The following is a 17,319-nucleotide window of genomic DNA, read 5'->3' on the forward strand; positions in this document are numbered from 1 at the left end:
TGCGTTTCGGAATACTTTCCCCTTATCGCGTCCTGTAGGAGAACCCACGAAATGCGCTGGAGGTCTTCTGATGATGTAGGATTACACAAATCGGCTATCGTCAACCTGTTCTGCCGTTATGTCATCGGCGTCCGCCGCCGGGATCGATTTTGCGGGTGGAGGCGGTTCGACCGATGGTTCGGCGTCCGGTTCTATGGATTCCACGTTGATATCGCGTAATTTAAATATTATCACCAAGCTGGCGATCGCGGTTAATGCGACGAGCCCTTCCGCCGCGTAGGCGTTCCACGTGCGAAACGCAAACACCGAAAGTGCGTCGACCAGCGTGTGCCAGAGCACGCCGGCAACGCCCCAGCGTACCTGCTTGTGGGTGAACGCCTGCAGCATGAGCACGGCCAGGCTGATCTGAATCGTCAGGGCGAAACAGCGTTCGACGGCACCGAGCAGTGAGGCGTACCAGGGCATGCTCCAGTATGCCTCGAGCTGCGCCGCCGTATCTGCAACCTGATCTGCGGGTACGAGGGATGAGAGATCCACACCTCGCAGTGCGATGGCCTGGATCAATCCATATGTCGCCAGGCCACCCAGGATGATCGCCTCAGCGCCGCCATGCCCCAAACCGAACATCAAGGCTTCCCGCCATGAACGCTCTTTTCGCAGCCAGAAGCGGTAGACGAGATACCTGGCGCCTTCCTCGAAAACGCCGGCTGAAAGTCCCAAGATGAGGGCGGCTCCAACCAGCGGGAACCCCGTTTGCTGCACGGAAAAACCGAGTCGATCGAGAATCCCGGGCAAAACGAACGAATTGAATGGAAGATGCCCGGTCTGGCTGGCGACGAACGTCACCGCACCGACCAGGAACAGCCGCCATTCAACACGGAGGCGCTTGACGAAGAGGACTCCCAATAAAATGGGTAGTCCGATCATTACGAGTGCGTTGAGTGAGTGAATAAACACGTCCATTGATCGCTCCCAGATCGGCAGCTTCAGCCTACGGTTCACCCGCGACGGCGTGAGCAGCCGGGTAGTCCACGGGCGTTACGGCTTCGACGTTTCACGTGAAACATTACCCGCTACGGCCAGACTCGTTTTCGCTCGCGCGAACGGGATTGGGAGGGCCGTCGAAATACGACCATCAACTGATTGCTGTTGGAAGAACGATGCAGAATCTCCATGGGTTCCCAGTCCTCTTCGGCGGCCTGGTTGAGTAAATCTGCCAATTCTTCCGGTCTTGTGCCGCGTAACGAGCCTCCCAACACCTCGACGATGTATTCCCACTGTGCGCTCACTTTTTCCGCTCCTGTGCACCCCGGCTTTCCGCCAGGCCGATTTCGGCGAGCGAGGTTACGCCCGCAATGGCGCCCAGATTCATCGTCTCGACGGCGCTGGAGGGAACGATCACCAGCGCGCCCTGCTGCTTCAAGCCTTCGAAGAGCATGTTCATTGCCCGCAGGTGCAGTGCGGTCGGATTGTCCTTATACGCCAGCGAAGCGTCGGCAAACGATTGGGCGATCTGCAGCTCGGATTCGCCCAGGATGACACGCGCCTGCCGTTCTCGCTCGGCTTGCGCCTGGCGGCTCATGGTATCTTCCAAATCTTGCGGAATGACGACGTCCCGGATTTCTACGGATTGAACGGTGATTCCCCACGGCGTCGTCCTTTCGTCGATGATTTTCTGCAGTTCCTTGTCCATGCGCGCCCTGCCGACCAGGATGTCCGCCAGATTCATCTGACCGAGCACTTCCCGCAGGGCGGTTTGCGCGGCCCAGGCGATCGCCATCTGGTAGTCTTCCACCTCGAGGGCAGCTTTCTCGGCGTCCCAGACCATCCAGAACAGTACCGCATCGACGTCGACAGGAACGGTGTCCTTGGTGAGCGTTTTCTCGGCGCTGAACGGGGTGACCATCACGCGGTGATCGATCCATGCGGACGCTCGATCGATGATGGGGACGATGAGAAACAATCCCGGCCCGCGCAATCCCACGAATCGTCCAAAACGCAGCACGACGGCTTTTTCCCATTGATCGGCCACTTTCACCCCGAATAAAAGGTACAGGCCGATAAGATTGATCCCCACCAGAATGGCCGTGACTGTCCAGTCCGGAGCGCTGATCTTACGCATCAACTGTGCCAGCAAAATGGAGATAACCAGCAGTAGTAGATCCAATGCCACTGCAACTGTAGGAACATGGATGATGTTCCTCTGCTGCATTCCTCCCTCTTTCCTTCGGGAAATTTGTGATGCTTTTTGTATCATCTCACACCTTCCTTGGTCCTTTAAGGACTTGCTATCCAATGTTAGAGTTCGTCCGGTGGCGAACCTTCTTCTTGCCAGTGTGCAAGCAGATTTTCCACGATCTCTTCTACTTCCTCGGGTTCGAAACCCAGTCGATGCGCCTCATACAGATACGAGCGAGTCATCGCATCGAGTGCGGCGTTCCGCATTCGTTTTGCATCCTCCGGAAGGGGTGGTTCGAGGACGAAAGTGCCCCGTCCCTGCTGCGTCGAAATCACGCCCGCCTCGTCCAGGATGCGATACGCACGGGCCACTGTGTTGAAGTTCACCCGCAGATCCGTAGCCAACTGCCGCACCGTCGGCAGCTGCTGCCCCGGCTTGAGGGCCTCAGTGCCGACCAGGTGTTTGATGCGTTCTACGATCTGAACGTAGATCGGCGTGTGGCTGCGGAAATCGAGTTCTAGAAACATCGTCTGCATTGTACCAATTGTCTCATTGTACTAATTGTACTAGTTATGACGGCGTTGTCAAGCGCTAGCGAGGTAAGTAGACCGGGCATTTCTTGCAGCGGTGCTGGGTTTGTTGACTTGCGCGTGGAGATAGGTTTCATTGCCGATGAATCCGTCAGCGTGGTAAAATCGCAGTGAGGGCCGAAAATGTCCTCGTAGGAGGAAAGTGTGGAGAAGCAAGTCAGTACTTTTGCCGTGAAAAAAGGCCTGGCGCAGATGCTCAAAGGCGGCGTGATCATGGATGTGGTCACCGCGGAGCACGCTCGCATCGCCGAGGATGCAGGCGCCGTTGCCGTGATGGCGTTGGAGCGCGTGCCTGCGGACATTCGGGCCCAGGGCGGGGTGGCCCGCATGAGCGACCCGAAACTCATCCTCGAAATCATGGAGGCCGTAACCATACCCGTGATGGCCAAATGCCGTATCGGCCATTTCGTGGAAGCACAAATCCTCGAGGCGCTCGGCGTGGATTACGTTGACGAATCAGAGGTGCTCACACCGGCAGACGAGGCGAACCACATCGATAAACATCCCTTCAAGATTCCCTTCGTGTGTGGTTGCCGCAACCTGGGCGAAGCGCTACGACGTATTGGAGAAGGCGCCGCCATGATTCGCACGAAAGGCGAAGCCGGAACCGGCGACATCGTGGAAGCCGTGCGCCACGCAAGGTCCGTGCTTGGTGATATCCGGCGCCTGGAAAACATGCCAGATGAAGAACTGATGGCCTTTGCCAAAACGATCGGTGCTCCATATAACCTGGTCAATGAAACCAAAGAGCTTGGACGCCTGCCCGTGGTCAACTTCGCCGCCGGCGGGATCGCCACACCGGCCGATGCTGCGCTGATGATGCAGCTCGGTGTGGACGGCGTCTTCGTTGGTTCGGGCATCTTCAAATCCGGAGATCCTGCGGCGCGCGCCAAGGCGATCGTTGAGGCGACGACCCACTATCGCGATCCCAAAATTCTCGCCGAAGTGAGTCGCGGTCTCGGCGAGGCCATGGTCGGCATCGGCGTGAGCGAGCTTCCCGAAGCGGAGCGACTGGCGGTACGCGGTTGGTAACTCCCACGGCCCGTAAACCTCGCACACAAGATGAGCGAGCAGATATCCGGCGCAGTGACCGGGCGGTTTTCGATGATGCCGACATTGCCGAAATGCTGAGCGAAGGACAGGTCGCATTCGTGGCGACTTGCTCCAACGATCAGCCCTACGTCCTTCCCAATCTGTACTGGTTTGATGCCGATCGACGAGCCCTCTACTTCCACACCGCCGCCGAGGGCCGCACGCGCGAGAATGTGGAATCCAATCCCAAGGTCAGTGCCAGTGTGGCGACGATGGGGAAATTGCTCCCTGCTGAAACCGCGTACGAATTCAGTGTCGCCTACGATAGCGTCTGTGTCTTCGGAGAGGCCAGAATTGTCGAGGACGAAGAGGAAGCTCGATTCGCACTGCAAGGCCTTCTGGATAAGTATTTTCCGGATCACGTTTCCGGAGAAGACTATCGTCCCATCACCCGCAACGAAATCAAACGCACCACAGTCTTTGCCATCGAGATCGAATCTTGGAGTGGAAAGCGGAAAGTTGCAGATTCGTGAAGATCGGCGTTCTTGCGCTTCAAGGAGATTTCGCGGAACACATCGTGATGCTCCGCAGAATCGGCGTGGAAACCGTCGAAGTTCGCCTGCCGGAACAACTCGAAGAGATCGATGGTCTCATCATCCCCGGCGGCGAATCCACCACCATCGGGAAATTGGCGACTCAGTATAAAATAATGGCTCCCATCAAGCGCTTCGGAAAGAGGCACGCAATTTGGGGGACTTGTGCCGGCGCAATCTTGCTTGCGAGTGAGGTCCAGCGAAAGCAGCCGCTGTTGAAGTTGATGGACATTTCCATTGAACGCAACGCCTTCGGCAGACAGGTCGACAGTTTCGAAAGCGATATTTACGTCCCCGCGTTGGAATCCCCGCAGGAACCTTTTCCGGCCGTCTTCATCCGTGCACCGATCATCAAACAGACGGGGAAGGCCGTCGAGGTGCTTGCACGCTTACCGGCAGATAACGGCTCACCTGAAATCATCGTCGCCGCACAGCAGGACCGTTTGCTCGCTACCAGCTTCCATCCCGAACTCACACACGACGATCGCTTCCATCGCTATTTTCTGAATCTCGTGGAAGGATGAATTGCTCATGATTCGGCCCATGGATTGGCGAGACCTGGCAATGCTGCATCGACTGCGCAGTCGTGGTTTGTGCCTTGACTCCCAGCTCGACAGCACGCGAGGCCCGGATGCTTTTCATGATGCGCTGCTGGATCCTTTTTCGCGCAGCAGAAACACGTGTACTTTAATTGCCCGTTCGGATGACGCCATCGCCGTGGGTCAATTCACGCGCCAGATCCGTCACGTGTTCGCGCGTCTCACATTTCTCGGTCCGGTTGAAGCACTCTCCTTGTCCCCGGGTTTGAATCTCGTCGACGCGCTGAGTCAAGCCGCCGGATCGCATAACATCCATCACCTGATTGCCGAAATCGACGAGCACAGCCCCGCCTTCGAGCTCTTGCGCAGAGCGGGGTTCGCCGTCTATGCCCGGCAGAGAATCTGGCAGCATTCCCTTCCGCTTTCAATCGACCCGGAGAGAATCAACGTGGATTGGCGTCTCGAAGCGGCAACCGACGTAGCGGCGATTCGTAGCCTGTACCAAAATCTGGTGCCGGGGTTGGTTCAGCAGGTGGAAGCCCCGCCGTCGTCGAACGACCGCAGCCTGGTCCACTGGCGGCAGGAAGAGCTTCTCGGATATCTGGAAATGGAAGACGGCCCCCGAGGTCTCTGGGTCCAAGCTTACATTCATCCTGCGGTCGAACGTACGGATGACCTGTTGATCAGTTTCCTGAAACATGTGAATACGAGCACGCAAAAACCGCTTTATTTCTGCGTGCGTTCATACCAGGCTGGCTTGAGCCGCATCCTCCAGGATCTCGGTTTTGTTCCTCGAAGCGATCAAGCGGTCATGGTGAAGCGTCTGACCGTCGCGATGCGGGATCGGGTCTCTGCTGCGTTGCCCGCCATCGAAGGAACGCAGCCCGAACCAACCGCACCGATTACGCAATCCCCCTCTACGGCTCAGGCGGTTGCGGAAAGTCCGATTCAAAATCACCTCGACTCGAATGTTATTCACCCCTGAGTTCACTGCGAGCCAGGCCAGAACAATTCATTAATGCGCCCATCTCCGTCATGGATAGCGGGAATGTACTTCAACCGTATAATATCCTCGGCGTCGATGGAAAAATTTCGTACGACGATCGATCTGTATCAATATGTCGTCTAGAGCGCAGCGCGCGATTCGAGCCGTTTGGCGTACACCATCACGTTTTTCGGGATCCAGGTTTCTTCGAGAAAACGTGATGACTTTCGTGATTCTACTTTTGGCCCTGTTCCCGCCGATTCTGGTCGTGCTCGATCGCTGGCTGGATGTCCAGTGGATAAGAACCCAATTTCTACCGGCGTGGTGCTACCCGACGGAGTACTGTAATGCCGTCCTCCCGGCTTACTTCGTGATCATCCTTCCCGGCGTGCTGCTCCTTCTGCTCTTGTTCGTCCTGCGCAGCGACGATATCCGCACTTACCTATCTGTTCGAGACCCCTTTCTCGGCCGGACCGATCAGCGACCATCTCTGCGACAACGGCGCGCCGGCAATTTTCTCATCATGATCTCCATCGTTTGGCTCGGATGGCGCATCCTGAATGTTTGGACTCGAATTTCCTTGCCGGGCCGGGAATATCTTTGTGCCTATCTCTTGTTGCTGTGTGGATGGCTGTTGCGAGAGGTTCCGCTTGCCCGAATCGCCGCTGGTTGGAAAGAGAGGCGCAGCAGATTCGGTTTTCTGCTGATCAATCATCTTTCCCTGCTCGGAGTTCTGGCGAGTGTTTTCACGTCCGGCAAATACTGGCAGATATTTCTCCTCGTGTTTGCTCTGAGCCTCATCGCGTATCGGAACGCATTGCGGCGCGTTCCGGTCAGTTATTGGATATTTACGCTGGCGTTGATTGTCTTCACGCCGGGTATCAACCATTGGGGTTTTTCGATCGTTGGCGACGAATACGCTTTCTTTCGCTACGCCCAAAACATCGTCCAAGCACAGAGCATATCCAATATTGGGGATCACCTTTTCTTCGGCCAGGGGGTATATCAGACGCATCCCTACTTTTCTTCTTTGATTCAAGCCGCGTTCATGAAAATATTCGGTGTGAACAACTTCGGCTGGCGTTTCAGCAACATCTATCTTTCAGCGGTGGCGATTGGTCTCTTGCATTCTGTTTTCCGGGGATTCCTGCGCGAACGGGTTGCCGACTTTGCCGCTCTATTCCTGGCTTTCTCGCAGTACTTGATCTCGTTCGGAAAGATCGGCTACAACAATCTGCAAGCTTTCTTCCTTCTCGCAGTCGTGCTCTATTTCGCCCGCAAAACGATCGCGCACAGGAGAGCGTACGATTTCGCCTTGTTGGGCGCCGCGTGCGGCCTATGTTTCTATGTCTATCCCGCGGCATTGTTCGTGCCTCCACTCGCTCTTTTTCTTTTACTGCTGTACGATCCGCCGGTTACGCGCGGCGCAATTCGAAATTGGGCCATTTTCTCGTTTTGTTTACTCGTTTTGCTTCTCCCCCTTTTTTCTCAACAAGTTTACTGGTTGAATAAAATTCCGGGCACTTTTTTGAACACGCCGGAATTGAGTCGGAGCCCATCGAGCATTGCCTATCACCTTTCCAGCAATCTGCTCTCCGCGACTTTTTCTTTCCTTTACGCGCCGCAAGAAACACACTTCGTTGCCGCTTCATATATCGATCCGTTATCTGCCGCATTGGCGCTGATTGGTTTCTCGCTGCTGCTGTCGAAATTCCGCACTCAAAAATTCGCAGCCTTTTTCGTCACCGGGTTTGCTTTCTTGTTGTTCTTTCTCGGTGCGACGCACGATCGCAGCGTTCCTTCGACCACACGAATGTTCCTTTTGCTGCCCTGGTTTGCTGTGTCATCTGCGATTGGAATGACGTGGATCATTCGTCGATCGCGATGTCTACCCTCGCAACGAACGGTCACGTCCGTCGTCGCCGGAATGATTATGGTCGGCTGTCTCGGTTTAAATCTCTACCAGGCGTTTCCCCTGGCGGAGAAACGAATGTCAGATCGCTATCATTCATTCCAGGTCCTGTTCCTGCGAGATGCGGCACGGTTGCTCACGCCCGGGAACGATGTGGACCCGCAGATTACGATATTGAATCGGCCAGACACGCATCTACTGGAATCGCTGTACGAGCTTCTCGACATCTATCGCATTCCGTATCACCGGGAACAATTGGAAGAAGTGGACGCCGTAACTGTCCTGGAAGACGAAACAAAGTATGACGAATGGCTTCACGATGCGCACAGCTTGATTATAATTACCCCATGGGTATACGGTGAAACCAGGACGTCGATCGAACGTGTTCTCATCCGGGCGGGTAAACAGCCTGAAGAAGTCAAGAATTCCATCGGAGATACCGTTTACGTCGTATGGGAGAATCCAGCGGACTAGTGTGAATCTGGTCCGTCCAGGATGGACGCGTTCAAGTAGCTGAAGTTTATAATAATTACTGAGGTTTCTCATTAAACCAACAAGAACGAACATCGATGCAGAAACGTGTATGAACATGACTGGAAAACGAATTACGGATAATCTGGATGACCTTCTGGCCATCTTACCGCCGGAGATCACGAAAGAGATTCGGAAAATCAATCGTCAGGACGATTTGCTCGAAGTCATCCTGGATCTTGGGCGCGTACCAACGGCGCGTTTCGTCGATGGCGAGGTGACCCTCAGCAATCGGGAAGTCGGGCGCGAAGAGCTGGATTACGTCGTCTCGCGAGTCGGTGGTTTCGACGCCGACAACCGCGGCGGTATCGAACGTACGCTGCACCGAATAGCGGCCATTCGCAACCGGCACGATCAGATCGTGGGATTGACGTGCCGGGTGGGCCGTGCCGTCTACGGCACGATCGACATCATCCAGGATTTCATTCTCGGCGGGAAAAGCGTCCTGTTGGTCGGACGTCCTGCCGTCGGGAAAACGACCATGCTGCGTGAGGCGGCGCGAATCCTGGCCGAGGAGAAGCGGGTCGTTATCGTGGATACTTCGAACGAAATCGCCGGCGACGGTGACGTTCCACATCCGGCCATCGGGCGCGCTCGACGCATGCAGGTGCGCGAACCCACCTTGCAGCATGAGGTGATGATCGAAGCGGTCGAGAATCACAATCCCGAGGTCATCGTGATCGACGAGATCGGGCGGGAGTTGGAGGCCGTAGCGGCGCGCACCATTGCCGAACGCGGGGTGCAGCTAATCGGTACGGCACACGGAAACACGCTGGAAAATCTCCTGCTCAATCCCACCTTGTCCGATCTTGTGGGCGGCATCGAATCGGTCACTCTCTCCGACGAGGAAGCCCGCCGTCGAGGTACGCAGAAAACGGTGCTCGAGCGCCGTGCTGCGCCCACCTTCCCGGTGCTGATCGAAATCCAGGATCGCGAACGGCTGGCGGTTCACCGCGACGTCGCCGCCTCCGTCGACGCCATGCTGCGCGGCCGTCCGCTGACTCCCGAGCTTCGCTACCGGGATGAAAATGGCGAGGTCAAGATCGAAACACCCCCGCAGACGACTTCCTCCCGAGGCCGCGGCCAAGAAGGATACCGGCGTCAGACCGCGCTTCCCTCGGCACCCATGGCTTCCGATAACGGGCTGCCTTATTCCCCCACGCCACCCCGCATGCCCGGTACGGCGCTGGAAACGGTGCGTATCTATGCTTACGGTGTGGCTCGCAATCGTTTGCGCCAGGCGGCCAAACGCCTGCGTGTGCCGGTCGTCCTGGTCAACGATTTGGGGGAATCCGACGTGATGGTGACTTTGCGTTCCTACTACCGGAAACGGCAGAAGGTGATCTCCAACGCCGAGAGCCGCCGTATGCCTATTTACGTCTTGCGGTCGAATACGGTCAATCAGATGGAAAGTTTCCTCGCCGATTTGTTCAACTTGGATGGGCTGTCCTCCGATGATCCGGCTTTGGAAGCGGGTATGGAGGAGGCCCGTCGGGCCGTCCAATCCGTGCTCGACGGCGCCCGTTCGGTGGACCTTTCTCCGGCATCGGCCTACGTTCGCCGACTGCAGCACCAGATGGCCCGGCAGGCCAACCTGGTTTCACATTCCTATGGCAACGAACCGCAACGGCGGGTAAGGATTTATCGCAATTGAGATTATTCATCACGCTGGAAGGACCCGACGGGAGCGGAAAAACCCGCCAAGCCTCATTGCTTGCCGAGCGGCTGCGTACGCTGGGGCATGATGTCCTTCTCACCCGCGAACCCGGTGGGACGGAAATCGGAGAGCAAATCCGGCATGTGTTGATGTCTCTCGATAATACGCTCATGGACCCGCGCACCGAGTTCCTGCTTTTCTCCGCATCCCGGGCACAGCACGTATCCGAACGCATCCGTCCGCATCTCGAAAGCGGGGGGATCGTGATCTGCGATCGGTATTTTGATGCTTCCCTGGCGTATCAAGGTTATGGTCATCAACTGAATCTGGATTCGCTGCGTACGATTACGTCCTTCGCCACGCAAGGCTTGACGCCCGATCTCACGCTGCTGCTCGACCTGCCTGTGGAAAGGGGTTTGCAGCGTAGAGAACAAGGTGGCAACTGGAATCGTCTGGATGCCTACGATCTGGAATTTCATCGCCGGGTGCGGCAGGGATATCTGGCGCTGGCGAAAAGCCAACCCGAGCGCTGGATCGTCATCGATGGGCTGCAGGACGTCGAGCAGGTTCATGCCGAAATCCAACAAGCCGTCGAGACGAAACTGGCTCAATCGACCTCTGCCTGAAGGCGACGCCTTCGGGTTTTTGTATCGTCGTGGAACGCTGGGTGGTTAGATGGTTCCTTTAAGGAGGAACTTTTTCCGGCGTCCCACGCTTCGCAAGCAGGAGATGGGGAGAATCGAAACGCCGGCAGTCCGCTCACCTCATTGATTTAGATATCGAGGTCCGGCATGTCCCTTTCGATCTCCTCCGGACTCTGACCGGCCTCCAATCGATCCACGACTTCGTCGAATTCGCCGGGAATCTCATCCCCCATTTCTTGCCCCATCTTACGCATCATGCGCGCCATCGAGCGGGGATCGTTCTCGTCGAAGTTTCCCCACTCGCTTGGGTCGGCCAACGATTCCAGGCGTGAATCCTCCGAGCGGGCGAATCGCACCCGGTTGATCAGGCGCTGAAGATTTGTTCCGTTGCAGTGTGGACATGAAACTGTGACGCGGCCGTACTCCTCATACGACTGGTACACAGAAATTCGTTTTTCACAATCCATACACAGATATTCATACGTCGGCACGACGGACTCCTTGCGCCGGCCATTCCCCCGGATTCGACCGCAAGAGAACGGCTGTTTCGCAACAACTGCCAAATCGATTATACTGACCCGGATAGGAGTTATCAACGCATGGACGAGCATCTTTTCATCAGAGAGCGATACCCGCTTTTGATCGTAATCTCTGGACCTTCGGGTGTGGGAAAGGATTCGGTGATTCAGCGCTTGAAGGAAATTGGCACCTCCTTTCATTTTGTCGTCACCGCCACAACCCGTCCCAAACGAGCCGACGAAATCGAAGGGTTGGATTATTTCTTTGTCAGCCGTGAGGAATTTACCGAGATGATCGAGCGGGACGAATTGCTCGAACATGCCGTCGTTTACGACGATTACAAGGGCATCCCCAAACAACAAGTGCGTGAAGCGATGCGGAGCGGAAAGGATGTCGTGATGCGTCTCGACGTGCAGGGAGCGGGGACCATCCGAAATCTTTTTCCCGAGGCGTTGCTGATCTTCCTCACGACGCGCACGGAGCAGGAATTACTTCGGCGCCTCGAAGCACGAAAATCCGAAACACCGGACGCGCGTAAGCTGCGCATCGACATGGCCCGCAAGGAAATGACGCAGATCGGGATATTCGATTACGTGGTGGTCAACGCAGAGGGTGAATTGGACGAGGCCGTCGAGACGATTTTGGCGATCATCGAAGCCGAACACCACCGAGTGTATCCGCGACGAGTGCAGCTGTGAACGACGGTATCGACCATACGACTCCGGAAACATACCGGCGGAACGGACTCGTCGATTTCCGCATGATTCTGTCGCGTTTCCCGGTTACGTACGGCACGATCGGCTTCACGGTCGTCGTTTTCATTTTTCAGTGGCTGGGTGCATATATCAACGGCAATGGAGTGGTGTGCGGACAGGGAGACGTAATCTGTCAGGCTGGTGCGAAAATAAACCAGGCTATCACCGCTGGGGAAATATGGCGCTTTGTCTCGCCGATATTCATTCATGTTGATATCTGGCACATCCTGGTCAACATGTATTCCCTTTATGCCGTCGGGCCCTCTGTGGAAATGTTCTACGGAAAGCAACGAACGGCGATCGTATACCTGTTGAGTGGAATTTCTGGAGTTGCCTTCAGCCTCGCCTTCAACTCCTACGTTTCGGTGGGTGCTTCCGGCGCCATTTTTGGGATCGTCGGTGCGCTCGCATTGTTTCTCTTTCGACACCGGCATATTTTCGGAGCCGTTGCCAAGAATCAGCTGCAGCGTATCATTTTCATCATTTTCTTGAATCTGATGTTAGGTACGTCTGCCATGATCGACAACTGGGGGCACATCGGCGGTCTTCTTGGCGGGATATTCATCGGATGGCTCATCGGACCTCAATGGGAAAGAGTCCATACCCTGGAACAACCCAACCGGCTGGTCGATAAGCGGCCCTGGAAGGACGTTAGAGTGAATGCGTTGTTCGCAGTCGCAGTTGTTGTATTCGTCTGTTTCGCGGCGACCTTCAGCCCCTTCAATCAATAGTTTCGGATACACTATATTATTAATGGACGGTCCTCTGCTGCATTTTATTTCGGGGATGCATGCGAATGACGGCGTGGGAGATCCATTTTACGCAAGCTGGTCAAATGGGGAATGCTTGGCTTCATCAACTTTCGGACGATTGAAGGAGCGAGAACAGACGCATTTTTCAGCATGGCATTTCAATGATTATGGAATGAGGGCATCAAACATATGGCAGGTAAAAAGGCCCCTGCATTATTCGACATAACCTTCGTGGGTGCTGGACCCACGGGCTTGTTTGGCGCATTCTATGCCGGCCTGCGCGAGTTGTCCGTGAAAGTCATCGATGCGCTGCCCAAAGCGGGTGGGCAGTTGATTACCCTCTATCCCGAAAAATGGATCTACGATACCCCGGGTTTCTATAAAATTCGGTCGAAAGATCTCGTGGAAAATCTGCTCCAACAGGCTTCACAATGGCAGCCGAAGTTTGTGTTCGACCAGCGGGCATTGAAACTGACACAGGATAGTCATCCCGACGCGGAGCCGGACGAACGGGTTTGGATGATCGAAACCGATAAAGAGCGCCACTACACAAAAACCGTTGTGATTGCCGCCGGGATAGGCGCCTTCGAACCGATCCATTTGAAAAATGAAAGCGTGGATCGTTTTGAAAACAAAGGCGTCACTTACATGGTTCACGATCTCGAAGCGTATACGGGACAGCGCGTTCTCGTCGTCGGCGGCGGTGATAGCGCAGTGGATTGGGCGCTGGCACTCGAACCCATCGCTGAGAAGGTCACGCTAATCCACCGTCGGGACGGTTTCCGTGCTCACGAATCTTCGGTCAACGCACTTTTTGAATCATCGGTCGATGTGCTTGTCTTCCATGAGTTGCGCGAATTGCAGGGAGGCTCCAAATTGGAGCGCGCCGTGATTTTCAACAATCAAAACCAAGAAGAACGCACCCTCGACATCGATTCCGCCGTCCTCGCGCTGGGGTTTAAGGCCGATCTGGGGCCGATTCGCACATGGGGGCTCGAGACCATCGGGCGCCGCTATATCCAGGTGAACAAGCAAATGGAAACGAACTTGCCGGGTGTGTATGCCGCCGGGGACGTGGCCCTGCAGGAGGATCTCGATCCGCTCAACTTGATCGTAATCGGCTATGGTCAGGTGACCGTGGCCGTCAACTACGCCTACACGAAGGTCAAACCGGGCGAGAAGGTCTTCCCCGGCCACTCCAGCGAAAAGCTTTCAAAAAAATCCTGACGACACGCTTCGCAGAAGAGTTTATTCCGGGGCGGGTTTCTCTTCGTCTGCCTCTTCGTGTTTGGCTAGTTTATTGCGCAGGAACGGCAGGCGTAAACGGGGAAAACGGCGCCGATGAGTTTCGGTTTTGGGCGGTGTGGTATCCGTCGCTTTATCCGGGGATTCGTTCCCCGGAATCCGCTTTATCCTCAACCTCGGCATTTTCAATCGTGGAAAACGCCGTCCTTTCGAGGCATCCTTCGGCTTCGGGTTGCGCGGCCAATACAGCAGTAGTCCAAGTAGGCTGATGGCGACTCCGGTCGCCAGTCCGATCACCTGTATGGGACCAAATGCAACGTAGGGAAGATGTTGTGCGCCGAGGCCGATGAAATCGGCAAGCGATGCCGCCGCAGATACGACATATCCGGTGGCGATCAAACGCACCCCGATATCTGCCCGAAGCGACATCGGCCGGTGATTGCGGATGACGCGTACACAGGCGTACGCGCTTGCAAGCAATATTGCCAACCCAACCAGCCAGACGTCCACCTGTATGAAACCGACGACTTCGCTGCGGTTCATGCCGATGAGATCAGGTTGGATGCCGATGATAAAAATCATAAAACCTACGAATACGAGGGTCATCCAGTAACGAGCCCATCGAATCTGGTATGGTTTTAGGGGGGACGATGGCATGTATCAATACTCCAGTGGCGTTCTAGGAAATGTCAGCAAAATGTGCTTCGAAAACATCTCATTCGGCCTCGGGGGAATCTTAATCCTGTGTCGAGGCGAAGTCAATTAACCGCAGTTCTACGCTGCTGTCAAGGTCCGAGGTGCCGCTTCGATTTCCACGTGGCAGATCGGATTTCGGCGGCGACGGACGTTTTCCCCGCGCCTGGCTGCATCCGAATGTATGCCGGGCTCAACGTTGGTGCAGCGTCGACACCAATTCTTTCCAGAAATCATCCTCATCGCCAGGTACGAAGGGCCGGTAAATCGACAGGCGATCGGCAAGGCCTTGATATCTTTGTTTCAACGCCTCTGCCAGGCCGTCCACTGGGGCGGAGATCGCAAAGGTATCGAGCATCTCGTCGTTGATTAAAGCGGGCATCTCGTCCCACGCTTTCTTGCGGGATAATCCTTGCAGTCGATCGGCGATTTCTCCCCAACCGTGCAGCGCCATTACGGGCCGGTACGTGGGTGTGGATGCGTAGAAAGCGATTTGGGATCGCACGAAAGCGCTTTCCTCCGGCTTCGTACTCACCATCACGCTCGTCGTCAGTACGACCTCATTGGCATCCCGCCCCGAGTGCGATGCTCCTCGCTCGATCGCGGGACGAACGACCTCCCGCAGGTAGCGTGCGGAATGATACGGATGGGCGATGAAACCGTCGGCGATTTCCCCCGCCAAATGGCAAAGGCCGACGTTCACCCCTGCGATGTAAATCGGTATATCGGGATGGTCGATCGGTCCCGGGTTGAAAAACGGGGTCATCAGGGTGAGCTTGTAGTGTTCACCGCGAAAGTTCAAACGCTCACCGGTTTGCCAGGTTCTCCACAGGGCTTGAATCGCGTGTACGAATTCTCGCAATCGGCCTACCGGAGAATCCGGCCAGGGCATTCCAAACCGACGTTCAATATGGGGACGCACCTGTGTTCCCAATCCGAGTATAAATCGGCCTCTTGAAGCTCGGGCCAGATCCCAGGCACTGTAACCCACCGTTGCCGGACTGCGTGCGAACGCGATGGCGACTGACGTGCCGAAGAAAAGTGTTTCACTGTGCTCGCTGATTAAGGTCAACGGAAGAAACGGATCGTGTTGCGTTTCGTGGGACCAGAGCGCGTCAAACCCGATGATTTCCGCGGCGCGCACCAGTGCCGGTAGTTGATTCAGATCGCGAGCTTGAATACTGGCGTCGAATTTCATCGTTACTCACTTCCGTTGGGAAACGTGAAGGACTTCGGCCTTCACAATACCGTCAAGCGGTTGGACTGTCTTCGCTATCGGCGATCACAACCAGGTCACGTCGCCGCACAAATCGGGCGGTACGGGTTTCGAACGAAAGGCTTCAAACGCCCCGCGCTCCAAACCGACCGTCGTTGGATCGCCGTGACCGGGATAGAGGATAACACTATCCGGCCACGAAAAGACGGATTCGGAAAGCGATTCAATCGAAGCCGCCAGGGCTTCCGGAGACTCGGTGTGGCCGGGACCTCCCGGAAAAATCGCATCGCCTACGACCGCACGTTTGAGGACGCCGGATTCGATGATCGTGAATCCCACACTTCCCGGCGTATGTCCGGGGATGTGAACGAATTCGATGCGATCACCGCCCAGGTCGATCTGCGCCCCATCGTGAATGGCGAATTCCGCTTCTCGATCCAGAGATTCCGAGTCCGCCGGGTGGATGTAAACCGGGGCGTTCAATGTACGACGCACTTCTTCCAAAGCGGCGATGTGGTCTCGATGTCCGTGGGTGATCAGGATGCACAGGACCTTGATCGATCCGACCCAGCGCAAAATTTCGTCGGCTTGATCGCCGGGATCAATGAGAACTGCTTCGTTGTGTGCAGAGTCGATCAGAAGGTAACAATTCGTTTGGTATTCACCGACGGGTAATTTCCGGATTTCAATCATTTCGCATTCCGTTGATGGGTACCATACAATTGTAGCTTAATTGCTCATTTCGTTTTACCGAAAAATGGTCGTACGACGAACGTCAGATCCAGGCGAGTTCAGGGTAGAAAATACGATTTTTCCAACGGGCGCCGACCCCTTACCAGAGTTGAGTATACACACGGGTTGACTGCTGATAGGATAAATCGTAGCAGGATGCACGCGAGTTCAATCTCATGCGTCGTTCAGGCCGCCGTTGGTTTTCCCAATTGTGTGAACCTTTGGCCCAGCCGACAGCCATGCTGAATACGACCGTCGACGAATGAACACAGCTCCTTGCACAAACTGCTTTTGAAAGGAGATCACACTCATGGAAGACCGCATCATCGGCACGGTTAAGTGGTTCAACAGCGAAAAGGGCTGGGGCTTTATCGAGCGCGAAGATGCGCCGGACGTTTTTGTCCATTACAGCGCCATCCAAGCCGAGGGCTTCAAGACACTCATGCAGGGCCAGCAAGTTGAATTTTCCATCGAAGAAGGACCAAAAGGACCTCAAGCCGCTAATGTCATGATCATCTAGCACAGCTATCCACAGCATCCCAAAAACTGACCCACGAACTCCCACTCCAATACCAATGAGATCATGCGGCTTGCCCGTCTTTGGCGGCCGCTCGTATCCGGGCGTAGAACGAAAGCACACTCACGGTATGATCTGTGCGTGATATGGATAAATGCTCATCGGTGAGGAAAGGGCATCTGACGGTGTACATCCTGCCTTGTTCAATTCCGTTCCGTCTCGATGCGT

Annotated in this window: 19 protein-coding genes; 11 read left to right on the top strand and 8 right to left on the bottom strand. The window is 55.5% G+C overall.

What is annotated here, in order from left to right; all coding sequences use genetic code 11:
• Window positions 1-81: 81 nt before the first annotated feature.
• The 4 genes from P8Z34_05680 to P8Z34_05695 form a co-directional block, all read right to left on the bottom strand.
• Window positions 82-963: a YhfC family glutamic-type intramembrane protease gene (locus P8Z34_05680; protein MEJ2550156.1), complete on the bottom strand. Its 882-nt coding sequence runs from the start codon at window positions 961-963 to the stop codon at window positions 82-84.
• Window positions 964-1,073: 110 nt separating this feature from the next.
• On the bottom strand, window positions 1,074-1,289 hold the full coding sequence (locus tag P8Z34_05685; protein ID MEJ2550157.1) for a hypothetical protein: 216 nt from the start codon (window positions 1,287-1,289) through the stop codon (window positions 1,074-1,076).
• Window positions 1,286-2,212 (bottom strand): slipin family protein, encoded by a 927-nt coding sequence (locus P8Z34_05690; protein MEJ2550158.1) that lies wholly within the window; start codon window positions 2,210-2,212, stop codon window positions 1,286-1,288. The genes P8Z34_05685 and P8Z34_05690 overlap by 4 nt, the downstream gene beginning before the upstream one ends.
• An 86-nt stretch (window positions 2,213-2,298) precedes the next feature.
• Window positions 2,299-2,715, bottom strand: coding sequence for a GntR family transcriptional regulator (locus P8Z34_05695; GenBank protein ID MEJ2550159.1), 417 nt, complete (start codon window positions 2,713-2,715; stop codon window positions 2,299-2,301).
• A 198-nt stretch (window positions 2,716-2,913) separates the two neighbouring features.
• Between P8Z34_05695 and pdxS the strand changes: the two genes are divergently transcribed.
• From pdxS to tmk, 7 genes are all read left to right on the top strand, one after another.
• On the top strand, window positions 2,914-3,801 hold the full coding sequence (gene pdxS, locus P8Z34_05700; GenBank protein MEJ2550160.1) for a pyridoxal 5'-phosphate synthase lyase subunit PdxS: 888 nt from the start codon (window positions 2,914-2,916) through the stop codon (window positions 3,799-3,801).
• Window positions 3,795-4,334, top strand: a complete 540-nt coding sequence (locus P8Z34_05705) for a pyridoxamine 5'-phosphate oxidase family protein (protein ID MEJ2550161.1) — start codon at window positions 3,795-3,797, stop codon at window positions 4,332-4,334. The genes pdxS and P8Z34_05705 overlap by 7 nt, the downstream gene beginning before the upstream one ends.
• Window positions 4,331-4,918 (top strand): pyridoxal 5'-phosphate synthase glutaminase subunit PdxT, encoded by a 588-nt coding sequence (gene pdxT, locus P8Z34_05710; protein ID MEJ2550162.1) that lies wholly within the window; start codon window positions 4,331-4,333, stop codon window positions 4,916-4,918. Before P8Z34_05705 ends, pdxT begins: the two co-directional genes overlap by 4 nt.
• Window positions 4,919-4,925: 7 nt before the next feature.
• The gene (locus tag P8Z34_05715) at window positions 4,926-5,918 is read left to right on the top strand and encodes a hypothetical protein (protein MEJ2550163.1); all 993 of its coding nucleotides are present in this window, start codon (window positions 4,926-4,928) and stop codon (window positions 5,916-5,918) included.
• 220 nt (window positions 5,919-6,138) lie between these two features.
• A complete protein-coding gene (locus P8Z34_05720) occupies window positions 6,139-8,304 on the top strand; it encodes a glycosyltransferase family 39 protein (GenBank protein ID MEJ2550164.1) in 2,166 nt (721 codons plus the stop codon).
• Between the two features lie 115 nt (window positions 8,305-8,419).
• On the top strand, window positions 8,420-10,015 hold the full coding sequence (locus tag P8Z34_05725) for a R3H domain-containing nucleic acid-binding protein (protein ID MEJ2550165.1): 1,596 nt from the start codon (window positions 8,420-8,422) through the stop codon (window positions 10,013-10,015).
• On the top strand, window positions 10,012-10,644 hold the full coding sequence (gene tmk, locus P8Z34_05730) for a dTMP kinase (GenBank protein MEJ2550166.1): 633 nt from the start codon (window positions 10,012-10,014) through the stop codon (window positions 10,642-10,644). The genes P8Z34_05725 and tmk overlap by 4 nt, the downstream gene beginning before the upstream one ends.
• A gap of 146 nt (window positions 10,645-10,790) precedes the next feature.
• On the opposite strand, the gene P8Z34_05735 is transcribed toward tmk, so the two are convergent.
• Window positions 10,791-11,153: a zinc ribbon domain-containing protein gene (locus tag P8Z34_05735; protein MEJ2550167.1), complete on the bottom strand. Its 363-nt coding sequence runs from the start codon at window positions 11,151-11,153 to the stop codon at window positions 10,791-10,793.
• 108 nt (window positions 11,154-11,261) lie between these two features.
• Between P8Z34_05735 and P8Z34_05740 the strand changes: the two genes are divergently transcribed.
• From P8Z34_05740 to P8Z34_05750, 3 genes are all read left to right on the top strand, one after another.
• The gene (locus P8Z34_05740) at window positions 11,262-11,879 is read left to right on the top strand and encodes a guanylate kinase (protein ID MEJ2550168.1); all 618 of its coding nucleotides are present in this window, start codon (window positions 11,262-11,264) and stop codon (window positions 11,877-11,879) included.
• Window positions 11,876-12,667, top strand: coding sequence for a rhomboid family intramembrane serine protease (locus tag P8Z34_05745; GenBank protein ID MEJ2550169.1), 792 nt, complete (start codon window positions 11,876-11,878; stop codon window positions 12,665-12,667). Before P8Z34_05740 ends, P8Z34_05745 begins: the two co-directional genes overlap by 4 nt.
• Window positions 12,668-12,877: 210 nt before the next feature.
• The gene (locus P8Z34_05750; GenBank protein ID MEJ2550170.1) at window positions 12,878-13,915 is read left to right on the top strand and encodes an NAD(P)/FAD-dependent oxidoreductase; all 1,038 of its coding nucleotides are present in this window, start codon (window positions 12,878-12,880) and stop codon (window positions 13,913-13,915) included.
• Between the two features lie 21 nt (window positions 13,916-13,936).
• On the opposite strand, the gene P8Z34_05755 is transcribed toward P8Z34_05750, so the two are convergent.
• The 3 genes from P8Z34_05755 to P8Z34_05765 all read right to left on the bottom strand — a co-directional run bounded on the left by P8Z34_05755 (window position 13,937) and on the right by P8Z34_05765 (window position 16,535).
• Window positions 13,937-14,590 carry a hypothetical protein gene (locus tag P8Z34_05755; protein MEJ2550171.1) on the bottom strand — a complete coding sequence of 218 codons (654 nt, stop codon included), beginning with the start codon at window positions 14,588-14,590 and terminating at the stop codon, window positions 13,937-13,939.
• 229 nt (window positions 14,591-14,819) lie between these two features.
• On the bottom strand, window positions 14,820-15,824 hold the full coding sequence (locus tag P8Z34_05760; protein MEJ2550172.1) for a TIGR03617 family F420-dependent LLM class oxidoreductase: 1,005 nt from the start codon (window positions 15,822-15,824) through the stop codon (window positions 14,820-14,822).
• Window positions 15,825-15,908: 84 nt separating this feature from the next.
• The gene (locus P8Z34_05765) at window positions 15,909-16,535 is read right to left on the bottom strand and encodes an MBL fold metallo-hydrolase (protein ID MEJ2550173.1); all 627 of its coding nucleotides are present in this window, start codon (window positions 16,533-16,535) and stop codon (window positions 15,909-15,911) included.
• A gap of 349 nt (window positions 16,536-16,884) precedes the next feature.
• On the opposite strand from P8Z34_05765, the gene P8Z34_05770 reads away from it, so the two are divergent.
• On the top strand, window positions 16,885-17,094 hold the full coding sequence (locus P8Z34_05770; protein ID MEJ2550174.1) for a cold-shock protein: 210 nt from the start codon (window positions 16,885-16,887) through the stop codon (window positions 17,092-17,094).
• Window positions 17,095-17,319: the final 225 nt, after the last annotated feature.

It is taken from the genome of Anaerolineales bacterium, from assembly GCA_037382465.1.
In the GTDB taxonomy this organism is placed as follows: Bacteria; Chloroflexota; Anaerolineae; order Anaerolineales; family E44-bin32; genus WVZH01.

Coding starts and splice junctions, on each gene's coding strand:
- P8Z34_05680 (MEJ2550156.1), bottom strand. CDS start 963: ATGGACGTGTTTATTCACTCACTCAACGCACTCGTAATGATCGGACTA.
- P8Z34_05690 (MEJ2550158.1), bottom strand. CDS start 2,212: ATGCAGCAGAGGAACATCATCCATGTTCCTACAGTTGCAGTGGCATTG.
- P8Z34_05695 (MEJ2550159.1), bottom strand. CDS start 2,715: ATGCAGACGATGTTTCTAGAACTCGATTTCCGCAGCCACACGCCGATC.
- P8Z34_05715 (MEJ2550163.1), top strand. CDS start 4,926: ATGATTCGGCCCATGGATTGGCGAGACCTGGCAATGCTGCATCGACTG.
- P8Z34_05720 (MEJ2550164.1), top strand. CDS start 6,139: ATGACTTTCGTGATTCTACTTTTGGCCCTGTTCCCGCCGATTCTGGTC.
- P8Z34_05725 (MEJ2550165.1), top strand. CDS start 8,420: ATGACTGGAAAACGAATTACGGATAATCTGGATGACCTTCTGGCCATC.
- P8Z34_05740 (MEJ2550168.1), top strand. CDS start 11,262: ATGGACGAGCATCTTTTCATCAGAGAGCGATACCCGCTTTTGATCGTA.
- P8Z34_05750 (MEJ2550170.1), top strand. CDS start 12,878: ATGGCAGGTAAAAAGGCCCCTGCATTATTCGACATAACCTTCGTGGGT.
- P8Z34_05755 (MEJ2550171.1), bottom strand. CDS start 14,590: ATGCCATCGTCCCCCCTAAAACCATACCAGATTCGATGGGCTCGTTAC.
- P8Z34_05760 (MEJ2550172.1), bottom strand. CDS start 15,824: ATGAAATTCGACGCCAGTATTCAAGCTCGCGATCTGAATCAACTACCG.
- P8Z34_05765 (MEJ2550173.1), bottom strand. CDS start 16,535: ATGATTGAAATCCGGAAATTACCCGTCGGTGAATACCAAACGAATTGT.
- P8Z34_05770 (MEJ2550174.1), top strand. CDS start 16,885: ATGGAAGACCGCATCATCGGCACGGTTAAGTGGTTCAACAGCGAAAAG.